Origin of the sequence: Paenibacillus camerounensis (assembly GCF_000723885.1) — a bacterium.
GTDB classification, from domain to species: Bacteria; Bacillota; Bacilli; order Paenibacillales; family Paenibacillaceae; genus Paenibacillus_AQ; species Paenibacillus_AQ camerounensis.
The window spans coordinates 15682-36531 of the sequence record NZ_CCDG010000061.1 but is presented as its reverse complement, the minus strand read 5'-3'; the positions used below and the strand labels follow the sequence as shown (position 1 = coordinate 36531).

Here is a 20850-nt window from a genome sequence, read left to right as displayed (position 1 = left end):
GATTGATCACATATAAGTAACAGGGGATGAAAGACAAGCCATGAAGTTTTTGCAGGACTATCCTAGAGAAATAAAAGTATTTCTGATCGCAAGCCTCGTTAATGCAACCGGCAGTGCACTCATGTGGCCGCTGGTAACGATGTATGTATTCGAGGAGCTTGGACGCAGCATGCAGGAGGCGGGGATCGTTATTGCGATCCAGTCGCTCGGAGGAATTGCCGGACAGCTGCTGGGCGGCTCGCTGTATCATAAGCTGGGGGTTAAACGGCTGATTGTCGGTGCTCTGGCCATGAATGCACTTGCCTTGTTCGCACTGCCTGTATCCAGCTCCAACTGGTATTTGTTCATGGTCGTTATGGGGCTGGTCGGTTTGTTCAATTCTATGGCACAGCCTGCCATTCAGGCTTTTGTCGGCTTCCGGTTCTCGGAGCGGCGCGGTGAGCTGTTCAACATTATTTATGTCGCGAATAATATCGGAGTTGCACTCGGCACGATACTCAGCGGTTTTTTGGCCGATATCTCCTATATGCTGAGCTTTGTAATGAACGGGTTAACTTCAGCTATTTTTGCTGTGTTTTTCTTGATTTATCTGCGGACAATTACCAGTGCGCCGGTGCAAGAGCACATGCCGAACAGAGCACGGACCCGGGAACAGTCAGGCTGGCGGCTGGCCGGCAATGCCCGGCTCTACCTGTACATGTCGCTGGGTACCATGTTTCTGCTAATCGGCAACTCAGTCTGGAATACGGGTGTTTCCCCGTTTATTATTTCGGAAGGCTGGTCCAAAAGTCTCTACAGCTTTCTCTGGACGCTTAACGGTATTCTGATCTTTGCCGCCCAGCCGCTGGTCAGTCTGATCAAACGCTGGTTTGCCGGTACGTCAACCTCACAGATGACAGCTAGCGCCGTATTCTATTTAAGCGGCTATGCGGTTATTCTGCTGATGCCGAGCTATACCGGTATGGTGCTGGCAATGACGCTCGCTACGCTGGGTGAGATGCTGATCTCACCGGCAACTCCGGCCTTTATTGCGGATGCCGCCGGACGTAACGCCCCGTTCTATATGGGACTCAGCGGGGGAATCGGAGCGGCCGGCAGAGTAATCGGCCCGGCCCTGATGGGCGGCCTGTTTGACCGGGGCGGGCTGGCGCCTACAGGCTGGCTTGCCTGCGCAATGGCGGTGCTGGCGGTGGGCTTCTTTATTATCCACGCTTACGCTAACCGCTCCGCCCGTAATCCGGTGCAAAATGCGGTATAATGGATGAAGCCGGCAACCGGCACAGCGGGATATGTAGAGAAAAAGGTAAGGCAAGGGGTGGAGGAGCTATGCAACAAATTAATGAAGGCTCGCTCACGATCCGGCCCTCGGAAATCAGGGATGTCCGTGAGCTTATTCTGCTTGATAATATGATCTGGACGGAAGATACGACACCGGGACCGTTAATGTGGCGTTCCCGGGAGGACTACCTGCTGCATGCGCCGCCGGGCTCACAGCTTGTCGCACTGCACAGCGGAGAGCTGTGCGGCTACGTCGGCTTTGGGTGTCCGAGCGGCATGGAGAGCAACCGGCATGTATGCGAGGTGAACATCGCCGTGTACCCGCAGTTTCAGCGCCAAGGAATCGGCAGACGGCTGATGGGAGCGATCAGGCAGCATGCTGCGGCGAACGGTATACGCAAGCTGCGGCTGCGCGTGCTGTCAAGCAATGAGCCGGCGCTCGCCTTTTACCGCAAATGCGGATTTCAGGAGGAGGGCCGGCTGAAGGAAGAGTTTTACCTGAACGGGCATTATGTTGATGAGGTCTTTATGAGCTGTATGCTGACTGGAGGGAATCAGAATGGAAGTCATTTCGCTTAATGTAGGCAAGCCGGTTACGGTAGATTACCGCGGCAAGCCGCTGGAGACAGGGATTTACAAGCTGCCTGCGGAAGGGCCAGTACGGCTTCACGCTGAAGGCTTCGACGGTGACGGGCAGGCAGATCTCGTAAATCACGGGGGAGTAAACAAGGCAGTCTGTGTCTACCCGATTGAGCATTATACATTTTGGGAGGAGCACCTCGGCAAACAGCTGGCTTACTCCGCCTTTGGGGAGAATATTACGGTGAGCGGGCTGCTTGAGACAGAGGTCTGCATCGGCGATATATACGAGATTGGTACAGCCCTGCTGCAGGTCAGCCAGCCCCGCTTCCCGTGCTTCAAGCTTTCACAGAAGCATGGCGCGAATGACATGCCGGCCAAGGTGCTGTCCACAGGATACAGCGGCTTTTATTTCCGCGTACTGCGTGAAGGCGCGGTTGGTACCGGCGATTCTGTTGTTAAGGTTGAGTCCGGTAAGGGTGACTACACAGTAAGACGGGTGCTCAAGGCAATGGAGGTCGGGCGGAAGGATAAGACCGATCTCAAGGAGCTGGCTGAGATAAGCGCGCTTACCGATGAGATCCGCGATGATTTCCGGAAATGGCTGGAGCGGGAGTAGGCCTGATGCGGGAGAGACTGCGCTCGCAAGAAGCGGCTGCCGGCAGCGGCAAACAAGCCTGGGTGGCTAAGCCCCCAGGCTGTTTGTGTGTGTATGCGGCGGAGCGCGCCTATTGCTGCCCGCTCCCGCGTCAGCCCAGCAGCTTCCACTCACTGCGCAGCAGGCCGTAGACGGCGTGGTTCACATAGCCGTGCGGCAGCTTTTCTGACTGGCGGAGCACACCCTCGAATACGAAGCCAAGCCGTTCCGGAATGGCCCGGCTTGCTTTGTTGCCGGTTGCACAGCGGATCTCAATCCGGTTGAGCTCCATTTCCAGCAGGGCGTAATCAACAAATACCCGGCAGGCGCTGGTCATGTAGCCGTTGCCCTCGTAGCCTTCGCCCAGCCAGTAGCCGATGCCGGCTGAACGGCTCGGCCAGTCGATCGCGTGATAACCGATGACGCCGGCCAGCTCTCCGCGGACCCACAGTCCTGCTGTGAAGCCGCCGTTGTCGCTGCCCTGCTTGGCGGCATTTTTAATGAAGGCGGCGATATGCGCTTCCTCGCTGACACCGTCCACCCAGGGCAGCCACTGACGCAGCCGCAGCCGTGAGCGCTCGACCAGGGCGAACAGCGGACGTGCATGCTCAGGCATTAGCAGCTTCAGCACAAGCTCATCATCAATGACATAGTTAAACATGCGGGTGCCTCCTCTTACGGCACAGGGCCGGTATGCTGCTTAACGCTTTTTCCATTCGAGGGCGTAAATATCCTCTTCCAGTGACTGCATCCGCTGCACAGCCAGGGTCCGGCAGTCGCTGAGCGCCCCGTTATAGATGGCCGGCCCGAGCTCCTTCAGGAAGAATTCCAGCAGATTGTCCGCTGCGAGATGGCCGATCGTCTCGCCGCGTTCCGCTTCGAAATAGCTGCGGATGTTCTCGGTGATCAGATCGCGCTGCTCTTTGGGCAGCTTAATTGGCTTCATGAGATAAGTCCCCCTTTTCATAAAGATAAGAAAGTTATATCATAGTATGCTTTATCCTTATCCTCCCCCAAGAAACAGATACCCTCCTGTTAAGGACGGTGTAGCCATTTTGACTTGGCAGAAAAATATAAAAGCATCATGCTTCCCATGCTACTCTATCGTCCGGAGGGAAGTCAAAGTGCCCCGCAGGGAGTGGCTCCGTTAGCCATTTCATTGATCATTCTCCGGTTAACGGGTATATTAATAGGAAACATGTTCATACAAGGACGCAGTAACATTACAGAACGAGAGGTTGATAGCTGTGGAGAACCGTGGAACCCCCTCCAATTTCATCAAAAATATTATTACCGAAGATTTGAGCTCAGGTAAAGTGCAGGAAGTGGTCACCCGCTTTCCGCCGGAGCCGAACGGTTATTTACATATCGGACATGCCAAGGCGATCTGGATTAACTTTACACTGGCTGATGAATTCGGCGGCAAAACGAACCTGCGCTTTGACGACACCAATCCGCTAAAAGAGGATACCGAATATGTGAACTCCATCAAGGAGGATGTAAAATGGCTTGGTTATGAGTGGGAGGAGCTGCGTTTCGCTTCCGACTATTTCGGCCAAATGTACGAGCGGGCAGAGCTGCTGATCCAAAAAGGCAAGGCTTATGTGGATGACCTGTCTGCCGATCAGATCCGCGAGCTGCGCGGCACGCTGACAGAGCCCGGCAAGAACAGCCCGTACCGTGAACGCAGCAGTGACGAGAGTCTCGACCTGTTCCGCCGTATGCGTGCAGGTGAATTCAAGGACGGCGAAAAGGTGCTGCGCGCCAAAATCGACATGTCCTCACCGAATATTAATCTGCGCGACCCGGTTATCTACCGGATTTCGCACACTCATCACCATAATACAGGCGATACCTGGTGTATTTACCCGATGTATACCTTTGCCCATCCGCTGGAGGATGCTATTGAATCCGTGACCCACTCTCTCTGCTCCCTGGAGTTCGAGGATCAGCGCCCGTTCTACGACTGGGTTATCGCCGAATGCGAGATGCCGGCTGCGCCGCATCAGTATGAATTCGGCCGGCTTAACCTGGCCCAGACGGTAACCAGTAAGCGTAAGCTTAAGCTGCTGGTGGATGAAGGCCATGTTGACGGCTGGGATGATCCGCGTATGCCGACTATCTCCGGACTGCGCCGCCGCGGCTATACGCCGGAAGCGATCCGCAATTTTGTACATGAGACGGGTATCTCCAAAAGCCAGGGGCTCGTGGACCTGCAGATGCTGGAGCATTTTATCCGTGAGGACCTGAAGCTGACCGTACCGCGGACCATGTCAGTGCTGCGCCCGCTGAAGGTAGTTATTACGAATTATCCGGAAGGTCAGACGGAGTATTTTGAGATTGAGAACAATGTGGAGAATCCGGAAATGGGCAACCGCCAGATTCCGTTCTCCCGTGAAATCTACATCGAGCGCGATGACTTCATGGAAGTACCGCCGAACAAATACTTCCGTCTCTTCCCCGGCAATGAGGTGCGCCTGAAGAATGCCTACTTCATCAAATGTAACGATTTCATTAAGGATGAGAACGGCGAAGTGGTGGAACTGCATTGCACCTATGATCCGGAGACAAGAAGCGGCAGCGGCTTTACCGGCCGTAAAGTCAAAGGCACCCTGCACTGGGTCGATGCCGGTCAGGCTGTTCCGGCGGAGTTCCGCCTGTATGAGCCGCTGATTTCGGCTGAAGAAGCTGATGCCGAGGCTGAGGTTGAAGGCCTTGAGCCTTCCGCCGGCAAGCCGGAGCCGACCTTCCTGGATCAGCTGAACCCGAACTCGCTGCAGATCCTGCAGGGCTTCGTGGAGCCGGGCCTGAAGGACAGCGTGCCGCAGGACAAGTTCCAGTTCTTCCGCCACGGTTACTTTAACGTGGACAGCAAATATTCGACCCCTGAACACCTCGTGTTCAACCTGGTCGTTTCGCTGAAAAGCTCATTCCAGCCCGGCAAATAAGGCTGCATAATAAAAGGCTGTCCCTGTCGTCTTGCGATGACGGGGACAGCCTTTTTGCAGTCTGTTTGTTTCCTGCTGGCGGTTGGTGCCGGCAGCTTCGCGGGCCGGCGGCCTGCCACTGAAACGAAGGAAAGGGAAAACTCCCACTAACGAGCTCCATTAACCTAACCCGCTAACTACTACCATAAATCATTGTCCAACATATTATGAATATACTCATATTTACGAATTCGGCTGCCACTTGAGCTCGGCACGCAGGACCAGCGGGAGTTAAATGTAACTATTGATTAACAGCCATGTCCTGCTGTTCAGCGCCCAAAGCTATCCGGGTCCGACTTAATGAGTCTTGAAGTATCCCCGGCTGCTCACTATTCTTGCTTAATGCCCCTTACATTGTCAATTCTCAAAATGCTCCAGATCCTCTTCCCTGTTAGGACGGTAGCCGCCGCGGAAGACGAACAGCGCCATCAGGCCGAAGCCGCAGGTTCCGATGAACGCCAGGAAGGCGCCGGATTGGTACATGCTCTGTGCGCCCAGATTCTGATACAGCCAGCCGCCGAGCACGCCGCCCAGAATGCCGGCGATACCGCTCCAGGCCAGCGTATACAGCGCCTGTCCCGAGGAACGGAACGGAGCGGGAACGAGCAGCATCGTCAGCTGCGTCCCGACATAGAAGAAGCCGCCGAACGTAATGCAGTGCAGGATCTGAATGAGTGCCACCTGCACCGGCGTAGTGGCTTCGGCCATCAGGCCCCAGCGGATGAGGAACAGCGCACTTACGGCAGCCAGTAATGCCAGCAGCACGGAGATTTTGCGTTTCAGGAAGCGGTCGCACAGCACCAGCACACCCATCTCCAGAATGGAGGAGAGGAAGACGGCGAGGCCGATCATTGTTTTGCTGCCGCCAAGCTCGGATATATACAGCGACACGAAGGTGTTGTTCATCGTATTCGGGATGGACACCAGGATGCCGAAGAAAATGAAGCAAAGAAAAAACGGGTTATAAAAAATCTGCCGGAAGCCCTTGAACGGCAGCGGCGCAATCCCGATGGAATGACTTAGCCTCGGCAAGGCAACCAGGGTGAGCATCGCCAGACCGAGCAGGAGAGCGAACAGGTAGGATAATACTGAGACGCCGGCCCACTCAATTACCGGACCTGCCAGGATGGCCGTCAGCGCCCAGCCGAGCGAGCCCCACAGCCGGAAGGAGCTGAACCGGTGGCCGGTATCCTCAATATAGCTGAGGATCATAGTATTACTCTGGGCAAACAGCGGCCCCTGAAAGAAATAGAAAAATAAAATGGAGATATAAATTAATTCATATGTATTGGCCTGGAAGACAAGCTGTGATAATGCCAGTGTCCCGGTCAGCATAACGAGAACAATCCTCCGGATATTCTGAACCTTATCGGTCCAGATGCCCCAGAACGGATTAGCTACTATAGAAACGAGCGCGCCCACAGACATCAGGCATCCGATCTCCAGCTTATTCATGCCGACATCCTGCAGATAGAGCGGAAAGAAGCTGGTGAACAGAACAACCGTACCGTAGACAAAGAAATTAAACCATTTCAGAGAGGCAAAAGATGGCTGCTTATTGTAATTGTACCGCAACATTGGGCACTCCTTTCCCGCCAGATGCCATGCCTTTCCATGAAAGCCCTATCGTTCAAGGCCCCGTATATCACTGTAACATTAGTTGAAAAGGGATACAAACGATGTTTTATCGAATTTAAGCGTAAAAAAGAGTATAATCGGCCGGCCGGGAAGCGCACGCAACGCTTCCGTTTCTTCCATTATGATTATTATGAGCTGGCGGTCCGCTGTTGCCGCGCTCTAAAGTCTGATACGATTATCATAAATTGGATAGCTGCAGACATCAAGAGACAGCAGGGTACAGCTGCAGCAGGAGGATAATATGGCACATTATACAGGAATTATACTCACCGGCGGAGCTTCGCGCCGGATGGGCACAGATAAAGCGCTGCTGGAGCTTGGCGGCAGACCGGTAATCACCCGGCTGGCGGACGAGCTGTCGCAGCTTGCCGAAAGCACGGTCATTGCCTGCGGTCCCCGGCAGCGCCGGGAGTACAGCAGCCTCGGACTGGCGCAGGTGACCGATATCTACCCGGGCTGCGGGCCGCTGGCCGGACTTCATGCAGCGCTTAGACACACGCAGCATGAGTGGAATCTGGTGACAGCGTGTGATCTGCCGTTTGCCTCGGCAGCGTTTTTGCGTTATATCCTGAGCACGCATGCGGAGGCTCAGACACGTACGGGAAGCTCTCAGCAAGGCAACGGTGCAAATGCCGCAGTGGCTGTATCCGGCGGGGGCCGGGTACAGCCGCTGCTTGGACTTTACCATAGACGTGTTCTTCCGGTACTGGAGGCGGCGCTTCACGAAGGAAACTATAGGTTCATGGACTGCCTGAACAAGCTGGACGTGCTGTACATACCGGAGTCTGGCTTTACACCGGCAACATCAACTGCGCCATCCCCCGTATTCAACATGAACACACCGGAGGATTACGCCGCGGCAAGGGCAATGGTAATGGTAATGTAGGCTGCTGCCAGACAACTTTTCCCGGGCCCCGTTTAATTTCAGTTTAAATTGCAGCAATATGATAAGGACTAAGGCGGAGAACATAAACACAAGACTTAAGATCCAGAAATTTAATCCGCCAAGAAAAGAGGTATTCCCATGACTAAGAATAAACAGCCCCGGAAGGAGCGGCAGGGTGCGGCAATGAAGCCGTTCCTGAAGCTGCTGCATCAGACCAAACCTTCCTACGGGCTTCTTACAGTTGCCGTTCTGCTGAGTATGGTTTCCACCCTGGTAGGGCTTGTCATTCCCATGTTCACCAAAAATCTGGTCGACGGCTTCTCCCTCGCCTCCATCAGCAGGCTGCAGATTGCCGGGATTGCCGGCGCGTTCATCGCCCAGACAATTGCCGGCGGCATCTCGATTTACCTGCTGAATTACGTGGGGCAAAAGACGGTAGCGGCGCTGCGTGACCGGCTGTGGCGTAAATTCCTGGTGCTGCCCGTGTCTTATTTCAACGATAACCGCACCGGCGAAAGCGTCAGCCGGATGACCAATGATACCGGGATTCTCAAGACACTTATATCAGAGCATCTGGCCAGCCTGTTCACCGGCGTCATTTCAATTGTCGGCTCGATTTCGGTTTTGTTGTATCTGAACTGGAAAATGACACTGGTACTGTTCACAGTACTCCCGTTATCTGCGCTTATCCTTGTGCCGCTGGGCCGGCAGATGTACAAAATATCCAAGGGAACACAGGACGAAACCGCTTCTTTTACCGCTACGCTAAGCGGGGTGCTGTCTGAAATCAGGCTGGTGAAGGCTTCCGGGGCGGAGGAAAAGGAATATAAGGCCGGACGGACCGGCATTATGAATCTGCTCTCTTTTGGCATACGTGAAGGTAAAATCAGTGCCATGATCAGTCCGCTCGTCTCCTTCGTATTCATGATGCTGCTGGTGGTGATTATCGGCTACGGGGGGATGCAGGTATCATCAGGCGCGTTAACTGCAGGTGAACTTGTCGCTTTTATCCTCTATCTGATTCAGATTGTTATGCCGCTGACCCAGCTTACGCAATTCTTCACCCAGATCCAGAAAGCCAAGGGCGCTTCGGAACGGATCATTGAAACACTGGCTGCAGAAGAGGAGGTATATGAAGGGGCAGAAGAAGCCATTCAGGCGGCTGCGCCTATTGCACTCCAAAATCTGAGCTTCGGATATAACACAGGCGGGCCGGTGCTGAACAATGTCAGCTTTACGATGCAGCCGGGTCAGGTAACCGCAATTGTCGGTCCGAGCGGCGGCGGCAAAACGACTCTTTTCTCGTTGCTGGAACGCTTCTATCAGCCTGATGAGGGTGAAATTAAGCTGGGCGCTAAGCCGGTATCCACCTTTTCACTGCGCTCCTGGCGGAGGCTGATCGGCTACGTATCACAGGAGAGTCCGCTGCTCGCCGGCACAATTGCCGATAATCTCGGCTACGGGCTGGACCGGGAGGTCACTGAAGCGGAAATGCGGCGTTCGGCAGAGATGGCCTATGCTGACAAGTTCATAGAAGAGCTGCCGGACGGGTATCAGACGGATGTCGGAGAACGTGGTGTGAAGCTGTCCGGCGGACAGCGCCAGCGGATTGCCATTGCCCGGGCGCTGCTGCGTAACCCGCAGATTCTGATGCTGGATGAAGCGACCGCAAGTCTTGACAGCCAGTCGGAAGCAGTCGTCCAGAAGGCGCTGTCTAACCTGATGAAGGGGCGGACGACGATTGTTATTGCGCACCGGCTGGCGACGGTTGTGAACGCGGATCAGATTGTTTTTATGGAAAAAGGCCGGGTAACCGGAAAAGGCTCACATGAAGAGCTGCTGCAGAATCATGAGCTGTACCGGCAGTTTGCCGAGCAGCAGCTGCAGATGAATGTACCGGAGCCGGGGAGCGGCCGGGCAGAGGAAAAGGAGGTGCCTTTTGAATATGGCCAAAATTCTGGTGGCGGACGACGATCCGCACATCCGCGAATTGGTGGAGGTCTTTTTGAAGGCTGAGGGGCTGGATGAGGTGTACAGTGCTTCAGATGGGGTGGAGGCGCTGCGGCTAATGGAGGATATCGGTGCGGATCTGGCGATTATTGATGTGATGATGCCCCGGATGGACGGCTGGGAGCTGTGCCGCGAGCTGCGCAGGAGCTACGATATCCCGATTCTGATGCTGACGGCCAAGGGAGAAACTGCGCAGATTGTTAAAGGATTCGAGCTCGGTACAGATGATTATCTGGTGAAGCCGTTTGAGCCGCCGGTGCTGATTGCCAGGGTAAAAGCACTGCTGAAACGCTACCAGATTTCCGCTGCGCAAAGCGTCACGGTCGGCCGTCTGCGGATGAACCGCAAAACGTATGAGGTCTCCTCGGAGCTCGGCGGGCTGACCCTGCCGCTCAAGGAATTTGAGCTGCTGTTCAAGCTGGCGAGCTATCCCGGACAGACATTGATGCGTGACCGGCTTATTGAGGAGATTTGGGGGTACGACTATGAGGGGAACGAGCGGACACTGGATGTGCACGTAGGGCGGCTGCGTGAGCGGTTTCCCCGGGAACAGTATGCGTTCAACATCCGCACAATCCGCGGGCTGGGCTACCGCCTGGAGGTGGATAACTAGATGGACAGGGGCAGAGCCGGCGATGTTTTAAAAGCGGCAGCGGGAATTATCGTGGTAATTACAGGCTTCTATCTATCCTGGAACGGAGGGTACTTTGGGTTAAAGCTGCTCGAAAAGCGCTTTGGCTGGTCCCTTACGCCATATACATCCCAGCTGCTGACGATGGTGCTGCAGTTCTTCATTCTGTTTCTGCTGGCCGCGGCCTCAGCGCTGGTCGGCCGGCTGAGAGGCGATGAACGAACCTTTTACATTCCGATTATTAGCGCAATGCGGCAAATTGCCCAGGGGAATTTCAAGGTGGAGATTGAAAACAGCCGGCGCTACGGGCAGTTCGGCAGTATTGTAGAGGGGATTAATGAAATGGCCAGCGAGCTCAGCCGGATGGAAACGATGCGCCAGGATTTTATCTCTAATGTGTCGCATGAGATCCAGTCACCGCTGACCTCGATCCGCGGCTTCGCCCGGGCCCTGCGCAGCGAAGGCTTAAGCACGGAGTCGAGGCTGCATTATCTGGATATTATCGAGGCGGAGAGCAGCCGGCTGTCGGGGCTCAGTGACAATCTGCTCAAGCTGTCGGCGCTGGAGGCGGGAAGCTTTCCGTTTGAAGCACAGCCTTACCGGCTGGACAGGCAGCTGCGCGAGATGATCCTGGCTGCCGAGCCGCAGTGGCTGGAGAAGGATATCGAAGTGGAGGCAGACCTTGAAGAGAGCATGGTCGTTGCTGTACAGGATCTGATGAGCCAGGTATGGACCAATCTGCTGCATAACAGCATCAAGTTTACTCCGCCGGGCGGCCGGATCTATGTTCGGCTGCGGCCGGTGGAGCAGGGGGTTGAAATAGAGCTGCGTGACAGCGGGATCGGGATTGCGGAGGAGGAGCTTCCGCGGATTTTTGAACGCTTCTACAAGGTGGATAAAGCACGCAGCGCCAATGGAGGGGGGAGCGGCCTGGGTCTGCCGCTGGTGAAGAAAATAGTCGAGCTGCACGCTGGCACTGTAACGGTAACAAGCCGCCCCGGTGAGGGGACGGCTTTTGTGGTCCGGCTGCCGCAGCGGCCTAGATGAAGCCGCCGTTCACACGCAGAGTTTGTCCGGTAATCCAGGCGGATTGTTCTCCGGCGAGGAAGCTGACAGCGCCGGCGATATCCTCAGGCTCTCCTAAACGGCCGAAGGCATTGGCCTTCTTCAGCCCCTCGAGCTGGGCTTCGGACTTGCCTTCCAGGAACAGTTCGGTTGCAACCGGACCGGGAGCCACGGCATTGATAGTGATCCCCTTTACGCCGAACTCCTTGGCTAGCTGGCGGGTAAACTGCTCGACCGCGCCTTTGGTACCGGCGTAGATGCTGTAAGCCGGGAAAATCTGCCCGTTAACCGAAGTGGAGAAATTAATAATCCTTCCGCCCTGCTCCAGATGAAGAAAAGCCTGCTGGCAGGAGAAATAAGTACCCTTAACATTGATTGCGAACTGTTTATCAAATTGTTCCTCAGTAGCATCCCCGATTAACGAGTTGATCATAATACCGGCATTGTTAACTACAATATCTATTTTGCCGAATAGGTTCTTGGCCTCCAGATACAGCCGGGCAATCTGGTCAGGCTTGCTGACATCCGCCTGGACAGCCGCTGCCCGGCCGCCCTGCTGCTGAATGCGCTGAACAGCCTCTTCGGCCAGCTCAGGACTGCTGGAATAGTTGATAATGACCGCAGCCCCTTGGGCAGCAAGCCTCTCTGCAACATGCCTTCCAATGCCCCGTGAAGCGCCTGTAATGATAGCGACTTTCCCTTGAAGATCCTGAATCATAATCCATTCCTCCTTAGATATGCGGCCTGGCGGCTGCTGTTAGTCCTCTGGCAAGCAGCTCCCAGAGCTGCTTCAAGTCCTGACCGATCAGGCTGCTCTGCCATTCATAAGCATGTGCCGGATGATGAAACCGGGCAGTCGCATAAAACAGTGCCCGGGCAAGTGTTGAGGCACTTTCAGCCTGCGACAGCTGATCAGCTTCCTGTCCTCTGCGTATGATGCTGCTAAGCTGGCCGATAATGCGGGCGATATGTGTCTCAATCAGAGCTGAAGCTTCCTCGGTGACCGAGGCGTACATCTTAAACATCTCTCCATCCTGCTTGGCATGATGCGCTTTAAGCTCGGACAGTCTTGTTATATACTTCCGCAGCTGTTCAAGGGAATCCGATTCTTCAGGCTCCGCTAGTTCAGCCAGTGGAAGAATAATCTGCTCCTCCAGCCATCTTTCAGTTACGGCCTCACGCAAGGCTGCCTTGCTCGGGAAATGCCTGTATAGGGTGCCGTGGCTCACTCCCAGCAGCTTGGCGACATCGGTGACCGAGGTCTTATCCGGACCGAATCTGCGCAGGGTCTGCTCGGCAGCATCCAGTATTTCAGTTTTACTTAAAAAAGACCCGGCTTTGTTCACAGTTGAAGCTCCCTTCTATAGATCAGCTTACTACGAAAACTATCAAATGACAAATATTATTATATGTCATTTGATAGTTGTTTTATTATTTCGGCAAGCTCCGGCAGTCCGCTGAATAACTGCTCAGGCGAAGCAAAGGAGTATGAGAGCCGGAGATGCCGGCTGTCGCCGCGGTCGTACAGATCACCGGTGTTCAGCAGCAGTCTGGCTTGCTGTGCTGCTACGAACAAACGGCGCAGCGGCAGCGGACGGTGCAGCGACAGCCAGATATAGAAGCCGCCGGCCGGAACGCTCCAAGAGGCGAGTCCGCTGAAGTGGGCATCAAGCAGCTGCAGCATCAGTGCGCGCCGTTCGCGCAGCCTGCCGCGCAGCAGGGTAAGATGCTCTTCATGGTAGCCGCCCTCCAGCCAGCGGGCGGCGGCAAGCTGGGACAGGGAGCTTGCACCGTAATCAGTCTGCATCTTGATATCTGCAAGCCGGCGGATGACCGGCTGCGGGCCGACAATCCAGCCGAGGCGCAGACCCGGAGCTGCCGCTTTGGAAAGAGTGCCCAGATGCAGCACTCTGCCTTCACGGTCCAGCGCCTTCAGCGGCTTCGGGGGCGGGGTATCGAGCCACAGCTCCTGATAAGCGCCGTCCTCGAGAATGGGCAGTCCAAGCTCCCCGGACACTGCTGTCAACTCATGCCTGCGTTCTTCGCTCATGACAAGGCCGGTCGGATTGTGGAAGCTGGGAATGGTGTAGAGCATGGCGGCTTTGGTCCGCAAGGCCTCTGCTGCCAGCCGGCTGACCATCATCCCGCCTTGGTCCATCGGCAGGCCGCTGAATCTGATTCCTGCAGACTGAAAGGCATGAATAGAGTACAGGTAGGACGGCTTCTCCAGCAGAATAGTCGAGCTGCGCGGCAGGAGGCCCAGAGCGATCAGCTGCAGGCCCTGAAGAGCACCGGAGGTAATCAGGATGGAGTCTGGCTCTGCCTGAATACCATACTTCAGCAGCTGGCGGCTGACCGCAGTGCGGAGCTGAGCATTGCCGAGCGGCTCCTCATAAGACAGCGGCGGCAGCGTCCGGGCGGCGAGCTCTGCCAGCACACGGGTCATTGCGGCGCCGGGCAGCAGCTCGGGTGCGGGTTCACCGGTGCCCAGGCGAATCAGGCCAGGCTCGTATTCCAGCCGGTTGATAGCTTGTACGGCAGGCAGATTGGGATAGTGCGTGCCTTCCTCCAGATAATCATTCCAGCTGGCGCTGCTGCTGCCGTCAGCAGCGGCAACGCGGGTTCCGCCGCCCCGCCTGCCCTCTATCAGGCCCTGCGAGGCAAGTGTTCCCAGCGCTGTTGCCAAAGTGCTGCGGTTCACACCGAGCCGGCGGCACAGCTCACGCTGCGGGGCCAGTCTCATGCCGGGAGGCCAGGCTCCGCTGCTGATTCTGGCGCTGAAATAGGATGTTATTTGCATGTGGAGCGGCAGCGGCGAGTTAGGGTCGGGCTTCCAGTCCTCCTTCTCCTGAAGGGCTTCAGGAGAAGATTTGACTGCTTGATTGTCTGCGGGATGGCTGGGTTGCAAGAGGCAGGCTCCTTTACTGTCCGGTATGGATTCCGTTCATTCGTGTAGGCCCGGTTATACGGAGTATACCATGTTCCGGCGGCCTTGCTTCATTTGGCCGGGGGGATACCATTGGATTGGATGGTTACCTGCAGAGCAGAAGCGTGTACGATTAGATCTGTTGCCGGCAGCTTAAGGCCGGGGCGCATAAGCTTATTTCCGGGCATATGGGCGGCAGGGAGGCATCCTATTGATGACAGAGGCAATTGTACATGGAATCATCCTGGCTTTTGGGCTTATATTGCCGTTAGGGGTCCAAAATATATTTGTATTCAATCAGGGGGCGCTGCACCCCCGGTTCCGCAATACCCTTCCGGTCGTCGTAACGGCAGCTGTGTGTGATACGCTGCTGATCACAGCTGCGGTTGGCGGAGTATCGCTGCTGCTGCTTACACTGGATTGGCTGACGCCGGTTATCTACGGGGCAGGCGCACTGTTCCTGCTCTACATGGGCCGTCAGATCTGGCTGTCTGCTCCGGCTTCCGCAGAGACAAGGCAGCTCCCGGCCAGAGGGCAGATCGGTTATGCCTTGTCGGTATCGCTCCTGAATCCGCACGCCCTTCTTGATACAATCGGTGTTATTGGTACGGGCTCTCTGGCCTATGAGGGGATGGAGCGCTGGGGATTTGCCGCTGCAACGGCTGCCGTATCCTGGTTGTGGTTTCTGGGTCTGGCAGCAGCCGGAAGAGTACTGGGACGCGCGGATACCTCCGGCAGAGCTGTGCGGCTGCTGAACAAGGGATCGGCATTGCTGATCTGGGCTATGGCTGTTTATATGGCGCTTCAGCTGTGGAGGAGCCTATAGATTTTGCAGAAAAAAACGGGGGGATTCCAGTTAGCCGTTACAGGCATATGGAGTACCCCCGTTAAGATGTTAACCGCCAATCTGTGACATGCGCCGGGCTGTCGGTGTGTGACTCTGCGCTTTTTTCTCCAGCGCCAGCGCCATTTCATGATTATGCGGCTTGTTTCCAAGCGCCCGGCGGAAAAGATCCTGCACGGCTGCCGGGTCCTGCACCAGCGGACGCACATTGTATTCGTCAGCCCAGTACAGGCAGGCTTTGATATGGCCGTCAGCCGTCAGCCTCAGCCGGTTGCAGTTGTCGCAGAAATGCTCGCTGACCGGATGGATCAGCCCGAAGGTTCCCTGTGCTCCGGTAACACGCCGGTTCTGGGAAGGGCCGTTGCCGGAGGGCAGCTCGGCTTCCTCCGTTGTCCAGCCAGCCGCCGTACAGGCGTCGATGACCGTCTCCAGCGGCAGGTAAGCCTGCCGCCAGGAATCACTTGCGCTGCCGATCGGCATATATTCAATAAACCTCACATTAAGCGGACTGTTCAGGGTAAGCGAGATAAAATTTTTAATTTCATCGTCATTAATCCCCTTCATCAGAACGACGTTCAGCTTAATCGGGGAGAGGCCCGCCGCATGGGCGGCTTCGATGCCCTGCAGCACCTTGGCGACATCACCGCCGCGTGTAATCATTGCGAAGCGGTCCTGCTTCAGCGAATCCAGGCTGATGTTCACCCGGGACAGCCCTGCCTGCTTCAGCAGACTGGCCTTGGCCGGGAGCATCAGGCCGTTGGTGGTAAGCGATATATCATCAATGCCGGGGATGGCGGCAATCCTAGCGATAAGCTGCTCGAGATTTTTACGGACCAGCGGTTCACCGCCCGTGAGCCGCACCTTGCGCAGCCCGAGCGGCGCAAGCGCCTCTACTATAGCAGTAATTTCCTCATAGCTCATAATCTCGTCCTGCGGCTGGAATTGCATTCCTTCCGCCGGCATACAATAAATGCAGCGCAGGTTGCAGCGGTCTGTAACCGAAATGCGGAGATAGTCATGTAATCGTCCAAAAGGGTCCGTCAGCGGTTCCATAGGCTCTTCCCTTCTTTATGTGCATTTTAATTTAAATTTTAAAGATTACGGCTGTTCCCGTCAATAAACGGACAACCTAAATAATAGGTGAGCCTAACACAAAGACACAGCCTAAATTTGACAGAAGTACGACAATTTATCCCAATGGTCATAGAATGCTCACCGAAAGCGCTTTACATGTTCGATATAATAAAGGTGCCTAAACAGAAGTCTTAAAATTTGAACTTTTGCGAAAGACACAGCTATGATACCGGAAGCACAGCAGCTGGTCTGCTGCCTCAGAATATGCATCCGGTAAAACCAATAGGGAGGTTTTGCAAAATGACGATACCCACTGTTCCAGCACTTGTTGTACCGGAGGTGTTTAGCCGCTGGCTGGACAGCCGCGGATTAATATATCAAATCTTGGTTGATTTTTACGGCAGAAAGCCGTCTCTGTCTCTTGTCGCCCAGTGGAGAGCGAACCGGCAGATGATGAGCATTGCTGCAGAGATGACGGAAGGCGGACGCGAGCTGAAACGCTATCTTTGGGGGCAGGCCCCGTCTTGTCTTCCGGAGATCTGTGAGAAGGAAAAGACCGAGTATATGCGGCTGTTGAACGACTGTACGGTAAGTCCGTTTGCCGCACGCGAAGCTATCCAGCTCGGCCGGGAGCAGGAATTCTGCAATGAGCTCTCCGAGCTGTATGCTTCAGCAGGCATTGTGTTTAAGAAATGCAGCGGGGAAGCGGATGACCATATCTCGATTGAACTGGAATTCATGGCCGTTATGCATGAACGGATGCTGTTCAACAGCTTCTCTGTGCGCAGCGCAATGGAGCTGCTGGATATTCAGGAACGCTTCCTGGAGGAGCATCTGCTGAAGTGGATACCGCAGTTCTGCAGCCTGCTGAAGGAAGCAACCACCAGCCCGTTATACCTGGGTCTCTGCCATATGCTAGAGGAATTCCTGCCGCAAGATCTGCAGATGCTGCGGGCCTGGAAGGCTTCGCTTGAGAGCAGTGCATCGACGATGGCTTAGGCTGGCGGGAACGCCGCAGATCGGACCGACTCACGCGGGCAATGCCGGTTGAGCTTTCTGTCATTATACAGTTAACGCCGAAAAGGCGCCTTTCCGTTTGAGGAAAGGCGCCTTTTGAACGTTATTCTTTATTTTTTTGAAGCCGGCTTACAGGCTGCTTATTCTTCTATCCGCTTCTTACGGAATTTCATCAGGAATTCATAGACTACCGGCACGACAACAAGTGTCAGCAGGGTGGAGCTGACCAGGCCGCCGATAACGGTCACACCTAGTCCCTTAGAGATGATACCGGCGCTGTTCTCAAGTCCGGTGACCAGCGGAAGCAGGGCACCTATGGTGGCGAGCGCAGTCATTAGAATCGGACGGAGACGGGTGCCGCCGGCCTCAAGCAGTGCCTGACGGGTAGTCATTCCCTCATTCTCCTTATGGATAACCCGGTCGATCAATACAATCGCGTTGGTTACGACGATCCCGATCAGCATCAGCGCGCCCATCAGCGCGGAGACATTCAGTGTCTCCCCGGCCAGCAGCAGGGCAACAAGGGCGCCGATAACGGTGAACGGCAGGGAGAACAGGATCGCGAACGGTGCCAGTCCGCCGCCGAAGGTAACCACAAGCACGAAGTATACAATGGCAACGGCTGCTGCCATGGCGATTCCGAGCTGGCCAAAGGTCTCATTGATCTGCTCGGTTACACCGCCGAACGAGACGGTGACTCCTTCCGGCAGATCCAGCGCATCGACTTTTTCCTTCAGGCTGTTGGAGGCGCTGTTGACGTCGTTGGCGACAATGTCAGCGGTGACCTCGACACTCATTTTACCGTCGATACGGGTAATAGAGTCCGGCGAGGTGCCCTTTTCGATGGTTGCGACCTGGCTAACCGGCACCGTGAAACCAAGCGGCGAGGTGAGCAGGGCGTCTTCCATCTCCTGTATGCTGCTGTATGTTACTGTATCAGCTTCAATGTAGACATTGTAGTTCTTGCCATCCACAGACACCTCAGTCAGCACCGGCCGGGTATTGACCGGACTAAGCTTCATGGCAAGCTGTCCGGCGGTCAGCCCGAGCGAGCTGAGCTTAGCCTGATCGGCAACGATGGTGTACTGCTCATACGATTCAGAAAGGCTGGTATCGCCGTCTTTGAAATTTTGAGCGTCGGCATTTACGATACCGGCAATTTCGTCGGCGACCGGCTTCAATTGCTCCAGCGTGTCACCGAAGATATTGACGGTCAGCGTGCTGCCGCCAAGCCCGCCGCCGGCCATGCCGGACATATCGCCCCACACGCCATCCGGCACTTCAACCGCCAGGTTATCAATCAATGCTTCCTTAACCGTCTCAAATTCAGGGGTATCGCTGTCATAGGTGATATAGAAAAGGCCGGAGTTGTTGGAGCCCATGCCCATAAAACCGCCGCCCCCGATGGAATATTGCAGGTTCGTCACATGCTCCTGGGCGAGAATATATTTCTCGGCCATTAGTCCCTGCTCCTGCACATCCTCAGCCGTCTGTCCGGCTTTCGGCGAGAAGGTCATAATTACACTTTTGTCCTCCTGGGAAGGCATGAAGCTGACGCCAATCGGTTTAATGAGGAACAGGCTGCCTGCAAGCAGCAGTACTGCGGCTCCAAACGTAATCAGTTTATGAGAGAGACACCAGTCCAGAATTCTCTGGTAGCCGGCAGCCATTCTGCCCGGTTTCTCTTCGTGGACTTTCTTCCCCTTCTTGAGGCCGCCCCGGAACAACGAGTGCGCCAGCGCAGGCACCAGGGTGATTGCTACAACCAGTGAAGCGATTAATGAGAAGACCATGGTCAGGGCAAACGGCAGGAACAGCTCGCCGACCATCCCGCTGACAAAAGCAAGCGGCAGGAACACTGCGATCGTAACGATTGTCGAGGACATAATCGGCACGAACATCTCGCTCGTAGCTGCACTGATCAGCTCCCTGCCGCGCAGCCTCTCCCCGGACAGCGACATGCGCCGGTAGATGTTCTCGATAACGACGATGGAGTCATCGACCACCCTGCCGATTGCGACGGTCATTGCGCCAAGCGTCATCATGTTAAGCGTGATATCCATCTGGCGCAGACAGAGCACTGCAATGAGCAGCGACAGCGGAATGGAGATGATGGAAATAATAGTTGACCGGATATTCCGCAGGAACAGCAGAATGATTAAGACGGCGAACAAAGCACCGAACACAGCCTTGGACAGCATCGTATGCACAGAATCCTCAATCGGCTTGCCTTGATCGAGCAATACCGTCAGGTCGAGTGAACCGTACTGCTGTTTAAGCTCCTCTGTCTTATCTTTTACACTGTTTACAACCTCAACCGTATTGGCGTCATTGGCCTTCACAATCTGGATGCCGATGGATTCCTTGCCGTTCGTGCGGGAGATCGATTCCGACTTGCCGGTAATCTCTACAGAGGCAAGCTCTCCCAGCTTCACTGACGGAAGTCCGGCGGGAGCACCTGCGGCACCAGTACCTAATGCATCTGCACCGGAAGCAGCCGCAGCTCCGGCCGAACCGGCGGCCGCTGCAGAAGGAACAAGCGGCACGGCCAGATTCTCAAGATCCTCCACCGTGCTGATATTGCCATCTACTACAACCGCTTTTTGTGACTGCTCCATTTCAAACAGGCCGAGCGGAACACGCAGGGATGAGGCCTGGACAATGCCTTTAACCGTATCTTCGGTCAAGCCGTATTGCTTCAGCTTCTCCTGGTCAAACTTGAGGGAGACTTCCTTTACATACTGGCCTGCAATCGACACGGAGGCGACACCCTCGATATCCTCCAGTGCCGGCCGGATGTCATTCTCGGCAATACGGGTCAGCTCCTCAAGACCGGCTGAGTCGTTGCCGGCCAGACTGAGGGAAATGACCGGCAGCGAGCTCAGGCTGAAGCGGGAAATCTGCGGCTTCCGGGCGTTCTCAGGCAACGTTACTTCATTAAGGGCTTCCCGTACGGCGGCAGTGGCGTTATCCAGATTCGTCCCGTAATCGAACTCAATCTGGATGCTGGAAGCATTCTCAAGCGACGAGGACGTAATGGTCTTGACGCCGTCCACATTGCGCAGCTTCTGCTCCAGCGGCTTGCTGACGTCATTTACTACACCCTCAGGGGCTGCACCGGGATAAATGGTGGTCACGCTTAGGTAAGGGATACTGATATTCGGCAGCGTCTCCTGCTTCATCGTCAGGCCGCTGTAGAGGCCGGCGAATACAATGATGATAGTCAGGAGCCAAACCGCAAATTTGTTTTTGAGTGAAAATTCTATCAGGCTTTTCAT

The 20850-nt window shown here is 55.3% G+C and carries 18 protein-coding genes; 10 read left to right on the top strand and 8 right to left on the bottom strand.

The window, feature by feature from the left end:
• The first annotated feature begins 40 nt into the window (after window positions 1–40).
• The 3 genes from BN3772_RS22570 (at window position 41) to BN3772_RS22560 (ending at window position 2476) form a co-directional block, all read left to right on the top strand.
• A complete protein-coding gene (locus BN3772_RS22570) occupies window positions 41–1258 on the top strand; it encodes an MFS transporter (protein ID WP_042202405.1) in 1218 nt (405 codons plus the stop codon).
• A gap of 68 nt (window positions 1259–1326) precedes the next feature.
• Window positions 1327–1857 (top strand): GNAT family N-acetyltransferase, encoded by a 531-nt coding sequence (locus BN3772_RS22565; protein ID WP_042202404.1) that lies wholly within the window; start codon window positions 1327–1329, stop codon window positions 1855–1857.
• Entirely contained in the window at window positions 1838–2476 is a 639-nt protein-coding gene (locus tag BN3772_RS22560) for an MOSC domain-containing protein (protein WP_052380647.1), read from the top strand. The genes BN3772_RS22565 and BN3772_RS22560 overlap by 20 nt, the downstream gene beginning before the upstream one ends.
• 130 nt (window positions 2477–2606) lie before the next feature.
• Here BN3772_RS22560 and BN3772_RS22555 read toward each other — a convergent pair whose 3' ends face one another.
• Together BN3772_RS22555 and BN3772_RS22550 are read right to left on the bottom strand one after the other, a co-directional pair.
• On the bottom strand, window positions 2607–3155 hold the full coding sequence (locus BN3772_RS22555) for a GNAT family N-acetyltransferase (protein ID WP_042181389.1): 549 nt from the start codon (window positions 3153–3155) through the stop codon (window positions 2607–2609).
• Between the two features lie 39 nt (window positions 3156–3194).
• On the bottom strand, window positions 3195–3440 hold the full coding sequence (locus tag BN3772_RS22550; RefSeq protein WP_039877681.1) for a DUF2164 domain-containing protein: 246 nt from the start codon (window positions 3438–3440) through the stop codon (window positions 3195–3197).
• A gap of 301 nt (window positions 3441–3741) precedes the next feature.
• Between BN3772_RS22550 and BN3772_RS22545 the strand changes: the two genes are divergently transcribed.
• Complete coding sequence (locus BN3772_RS22545) at window positions 3742–5442, top strand: glutamine--tRNA ligase/YqeY domain fusion protein (protein WP_042202400.1); 1701 nt, start codon at window positions 3742–3744, stop codon at window positions 5440–5442.
• Window positions 5443–5838: 396 nt separating this feature from the next.
• On the opposite strand, the gene BN3772_RS22540 is transcribed toward BN3772_RS22545, so the two are convergent.
• Entirely contained in the window at window positions 5839–7059 is a 1221-nt protein-coding gene (locus BN3772_RS22540) for an MFS transporter (protein ID WP_042202398.1), read from the bottom strand.
• Between the two features lie 301 nt (window positions 7060–7360).
• Between BN3772_RS22540 and mobA the strand changes: the two genes are divergently transcribed.
• From mobA to BN3772_RS22515, 4 genes are all read left to right on the top strand, one after another.
• A complete protein-coding gene (mobA, locus tag BN3772_RS22530) occupies window positions 7361–8005 on the top strand; it encodes a molybdenum cofactor guanylyltransferase (RefSeq protein ID WP_042202395.1) in 645 nt (214 codons plus the stop codon).
• 138 nt (window positions 8006–8143) lie between these two features.
• Window positions 8144–10021: an ABC transporter ATP-binding protein gene (locus BN3772_RS22525; RefSeq protein WP_042202393.1), complete on the top strand. Its 1878-nt coding sequence runs from the start codon at window positions 8144–8146 to the stop codon at window positions 10019–10021.
• Window positions 9951–10628 (top strand): response regulator transcription factor, encoded by a 678-nt coding sequence (locus tag BN3772_RS22520; RefSeq protein WP_042202392.1) that lies wholly within the window; start codon window positions 9951–9953, stop codon window positions 10626–10628. The genes BN3772_RS22525 and BN3772_RS22520 overlap by 71 nt, the downstream gene beginning before the upstream one ends.
• Window positions 10629–11693 (top strand): sensor histidine kinase, encoded by a 1065-nt coding sequence (locus BN3772_RS22515; RefSeq protein WP_042202391.1) that lies wholly within the window; start codon window positions 10629–10631, stop codon window positions 11691–11693. It abuts the gene before it with no gap.
• On the opposite strand, the gene BN3772_RS22510 is transcribed toward BN3772_RS22515, so the two are convergent.
• The 3 genes from BN3772_RS22510 to BN3772_RS22500 are packed head-to-tail and all read right to left on the bottom strand — an operon-like array spanning window position 11686 to window position 14619.
• Entirely contained in the window at window positions 11686–12429 is a 744-nt protein-coding gene (locus BN3772_RS22510) for an SDR family oxidoreductase (protein ID WP_086074712.1), read from the bottom strand. The two genes, BN3772_RS22515 and BN3772_RS22510, sit on opposite strands and share 8 nt — an antisense overlap.
• A 13-nt stretch (window positions 12430–12442) precedes the next feature.
• Window positions 12443–13057: a TetR/AcrR family transcriptional regulator gene (locus tag BN3772_RS22505; protein ID WP_042202388.1), complete on the bottom strand. Its 615-nt coding sequence runs from the start codon at window positions 13055–13057 to the stop codon at window positions 12443–12445.
• Window positions 13058–13116: 59 nt separating this feature from the next.
• The gene (locus tag BN3772_RS22500) at window positions 13117–14619 is read right to left on the bottom strand and encodes an aminotransferase-like domain-containing protein (RefSeq protein WP_341872589.1); all 1503 of its coding nucleotides are present in this window, start codon (window positions 14617–14619) and stop codon (window positions 13117–13119) included.
• Between the two features lie 232 nt (window positions 14620–14851).
• Between BN3772_RS22500 and BN3772_RS22495 the strand changes: the two genes are divergently transcribed.
• Window positions 14852–15463 (top strand): LysE/ArgO family amino acid transporter, encoded by a 612-nt coding sequence (locus BN3772_RS22495; protein WP_042202387.1) that lies wholly within the window; start codon window positions 14852–14854, stop codon window positions 15461–15463.
• Window positions 15464–15532: 69 nt separating this feature from the next.
• Here BN3772_RS22495 and moaA read toward each other — a convergent pair whose 3' ends face one another.
• Window positions 15533–16534 (bottom strand): GTP 3',8-cyclase MoaA, encoded by a 1002-nt coding sequence (moaA, locus tag BN3772_RS22490; RefSeq protein ID WP_042202385.1) that lies wholly within the window; start codon window positions 16532–16534, stop codon window positions 15533–15535.
• Window positions 16535–16855: 321 nt separating this feature from the next.
• Between moaA and BN3772_RS22485 the strand changes: the two genes are divergently transcribed.
• A complete protein-coding gene (locus tag BN3772_RS22485) occupies window positions 16856–17554 on the top strand; it encodes a TorD/DmsD family molecular chaperone (RefSeq protein ID WP_042202384.1) in 699 nt (232 codons plus the stop codon).
• Window positions 17555–17712: 158 nt separating this feature from the next.
• On the opposite strand, the gene BN3772_RS22480 is transcribed toward BN3772_RS22485, so the two are convergent.
• Entirely contained in the window at window positions 17713–20850 is a 3138-nt protein-coding gene (locus BN3772_RS22480) for an efflux RND transporter permease subunit (protein ID WP_042202382.1), read from the bottom strand.

Coding starts and splice junctions, on each gene's coding strand:
- BN3772_RS22560 (WP_052380647.1), top strand. CDS start 1,838: ATGGAAGTCATTTCGCTTAATGTAGGCAAGCCGGTTACGGTAGATTAC.
- BN3772_RS22520 (WP_042202392.1), top strand. CDS start 9,951: ATGGCCAAAATTCTGGTGGCGGACGACGATCCGCACATCCGCGAATTG.
- moaA (WP_042202385.1), bottom strand. CDS start 16,534: ATGGAACCGCTGACGGACCCTTTTGGACGATTACATGACTATCTCCGC.
- BN3772_RS22515 (WP_042202391.1), top strand. CDS start 10,629: ATGGACAGGGGCAGAGCCGGCGATGTTTTAAAAGCGGCAGCGGGAATT.
- BN3772_RS22540 (WP_042202398.1), bottom strand. CDS start 7,059: ATGTTGCGGTACAATTACAATAAGCAGCCATCTTTTGCCTCTCTGAAA.
- BN3772_RS22510 (WP_086074712.1), bottom strand. CDS start 12,429: ATGATTCAGGATCTTCAAGGGAAAGTCGCTATCATTACAGGCGCTTCA.
- BN3772_RS22525 (WP_042202393.1), top strand. CDS start 8,144: ATGACTAAGAATAAACAGCCCCGGAAGGAGCGGCAGGGTGCGGCAATG.
- BN3772_RS22495 (WP_042202387.1), top strand. CDS start 14,852: ATGACAGAGGCAATTGTACATGGAATCATCCTGGCTTTTGGGCTTATA.
- BN3772_RS22550 (WP_039877681.1), bottom strand. CDS start 3,440: ATGAAGCCAATTAAGCTGCCCAAAGAGCAGCGCGATCTGATCACCGAG.
- BN3772_RS22565 (WP_042202404.1), top strand. CDS start 1,327: ATGCAACAAATTAATGAAGGCTCGCTCACGATCCGGCCCTCGGAAATC.
- BN3772_RS22555 (WP_042181389.1), bottom strand. CDS start 3,155: ATGTTTAACTATGTCATTGATGATGAGCTTGTGCTGAAGCTGCTAATG.
- BN3772_RS22480 (WP_042202382.1), bottom strand. CDS start 20,850: ATGAAAAGCCTGATAGAATTTTCACTCAAAAACAAATTTGCGGTTTGG.
- BN3772_RS22485 (WP_042202384.1), top strand. CDS start 16,856: ATGACGATACCCACTGTTCCAGCACTTGTTGTACCGGAGGTGTTTAGC.
- BN3772_RS22570 (WP_042202405.1), top strand. CDS start 41: ATGAAGTTTTTGCAGGACTATCCTAGAGAAATAAAAGTATTTCTGATC.
- mobA (WP_042202395.1), top strand. CDS start 7,361: ATGGCACATTATACAGGAATTATACTCACCGGCGGAGCTTCGCGCCGG.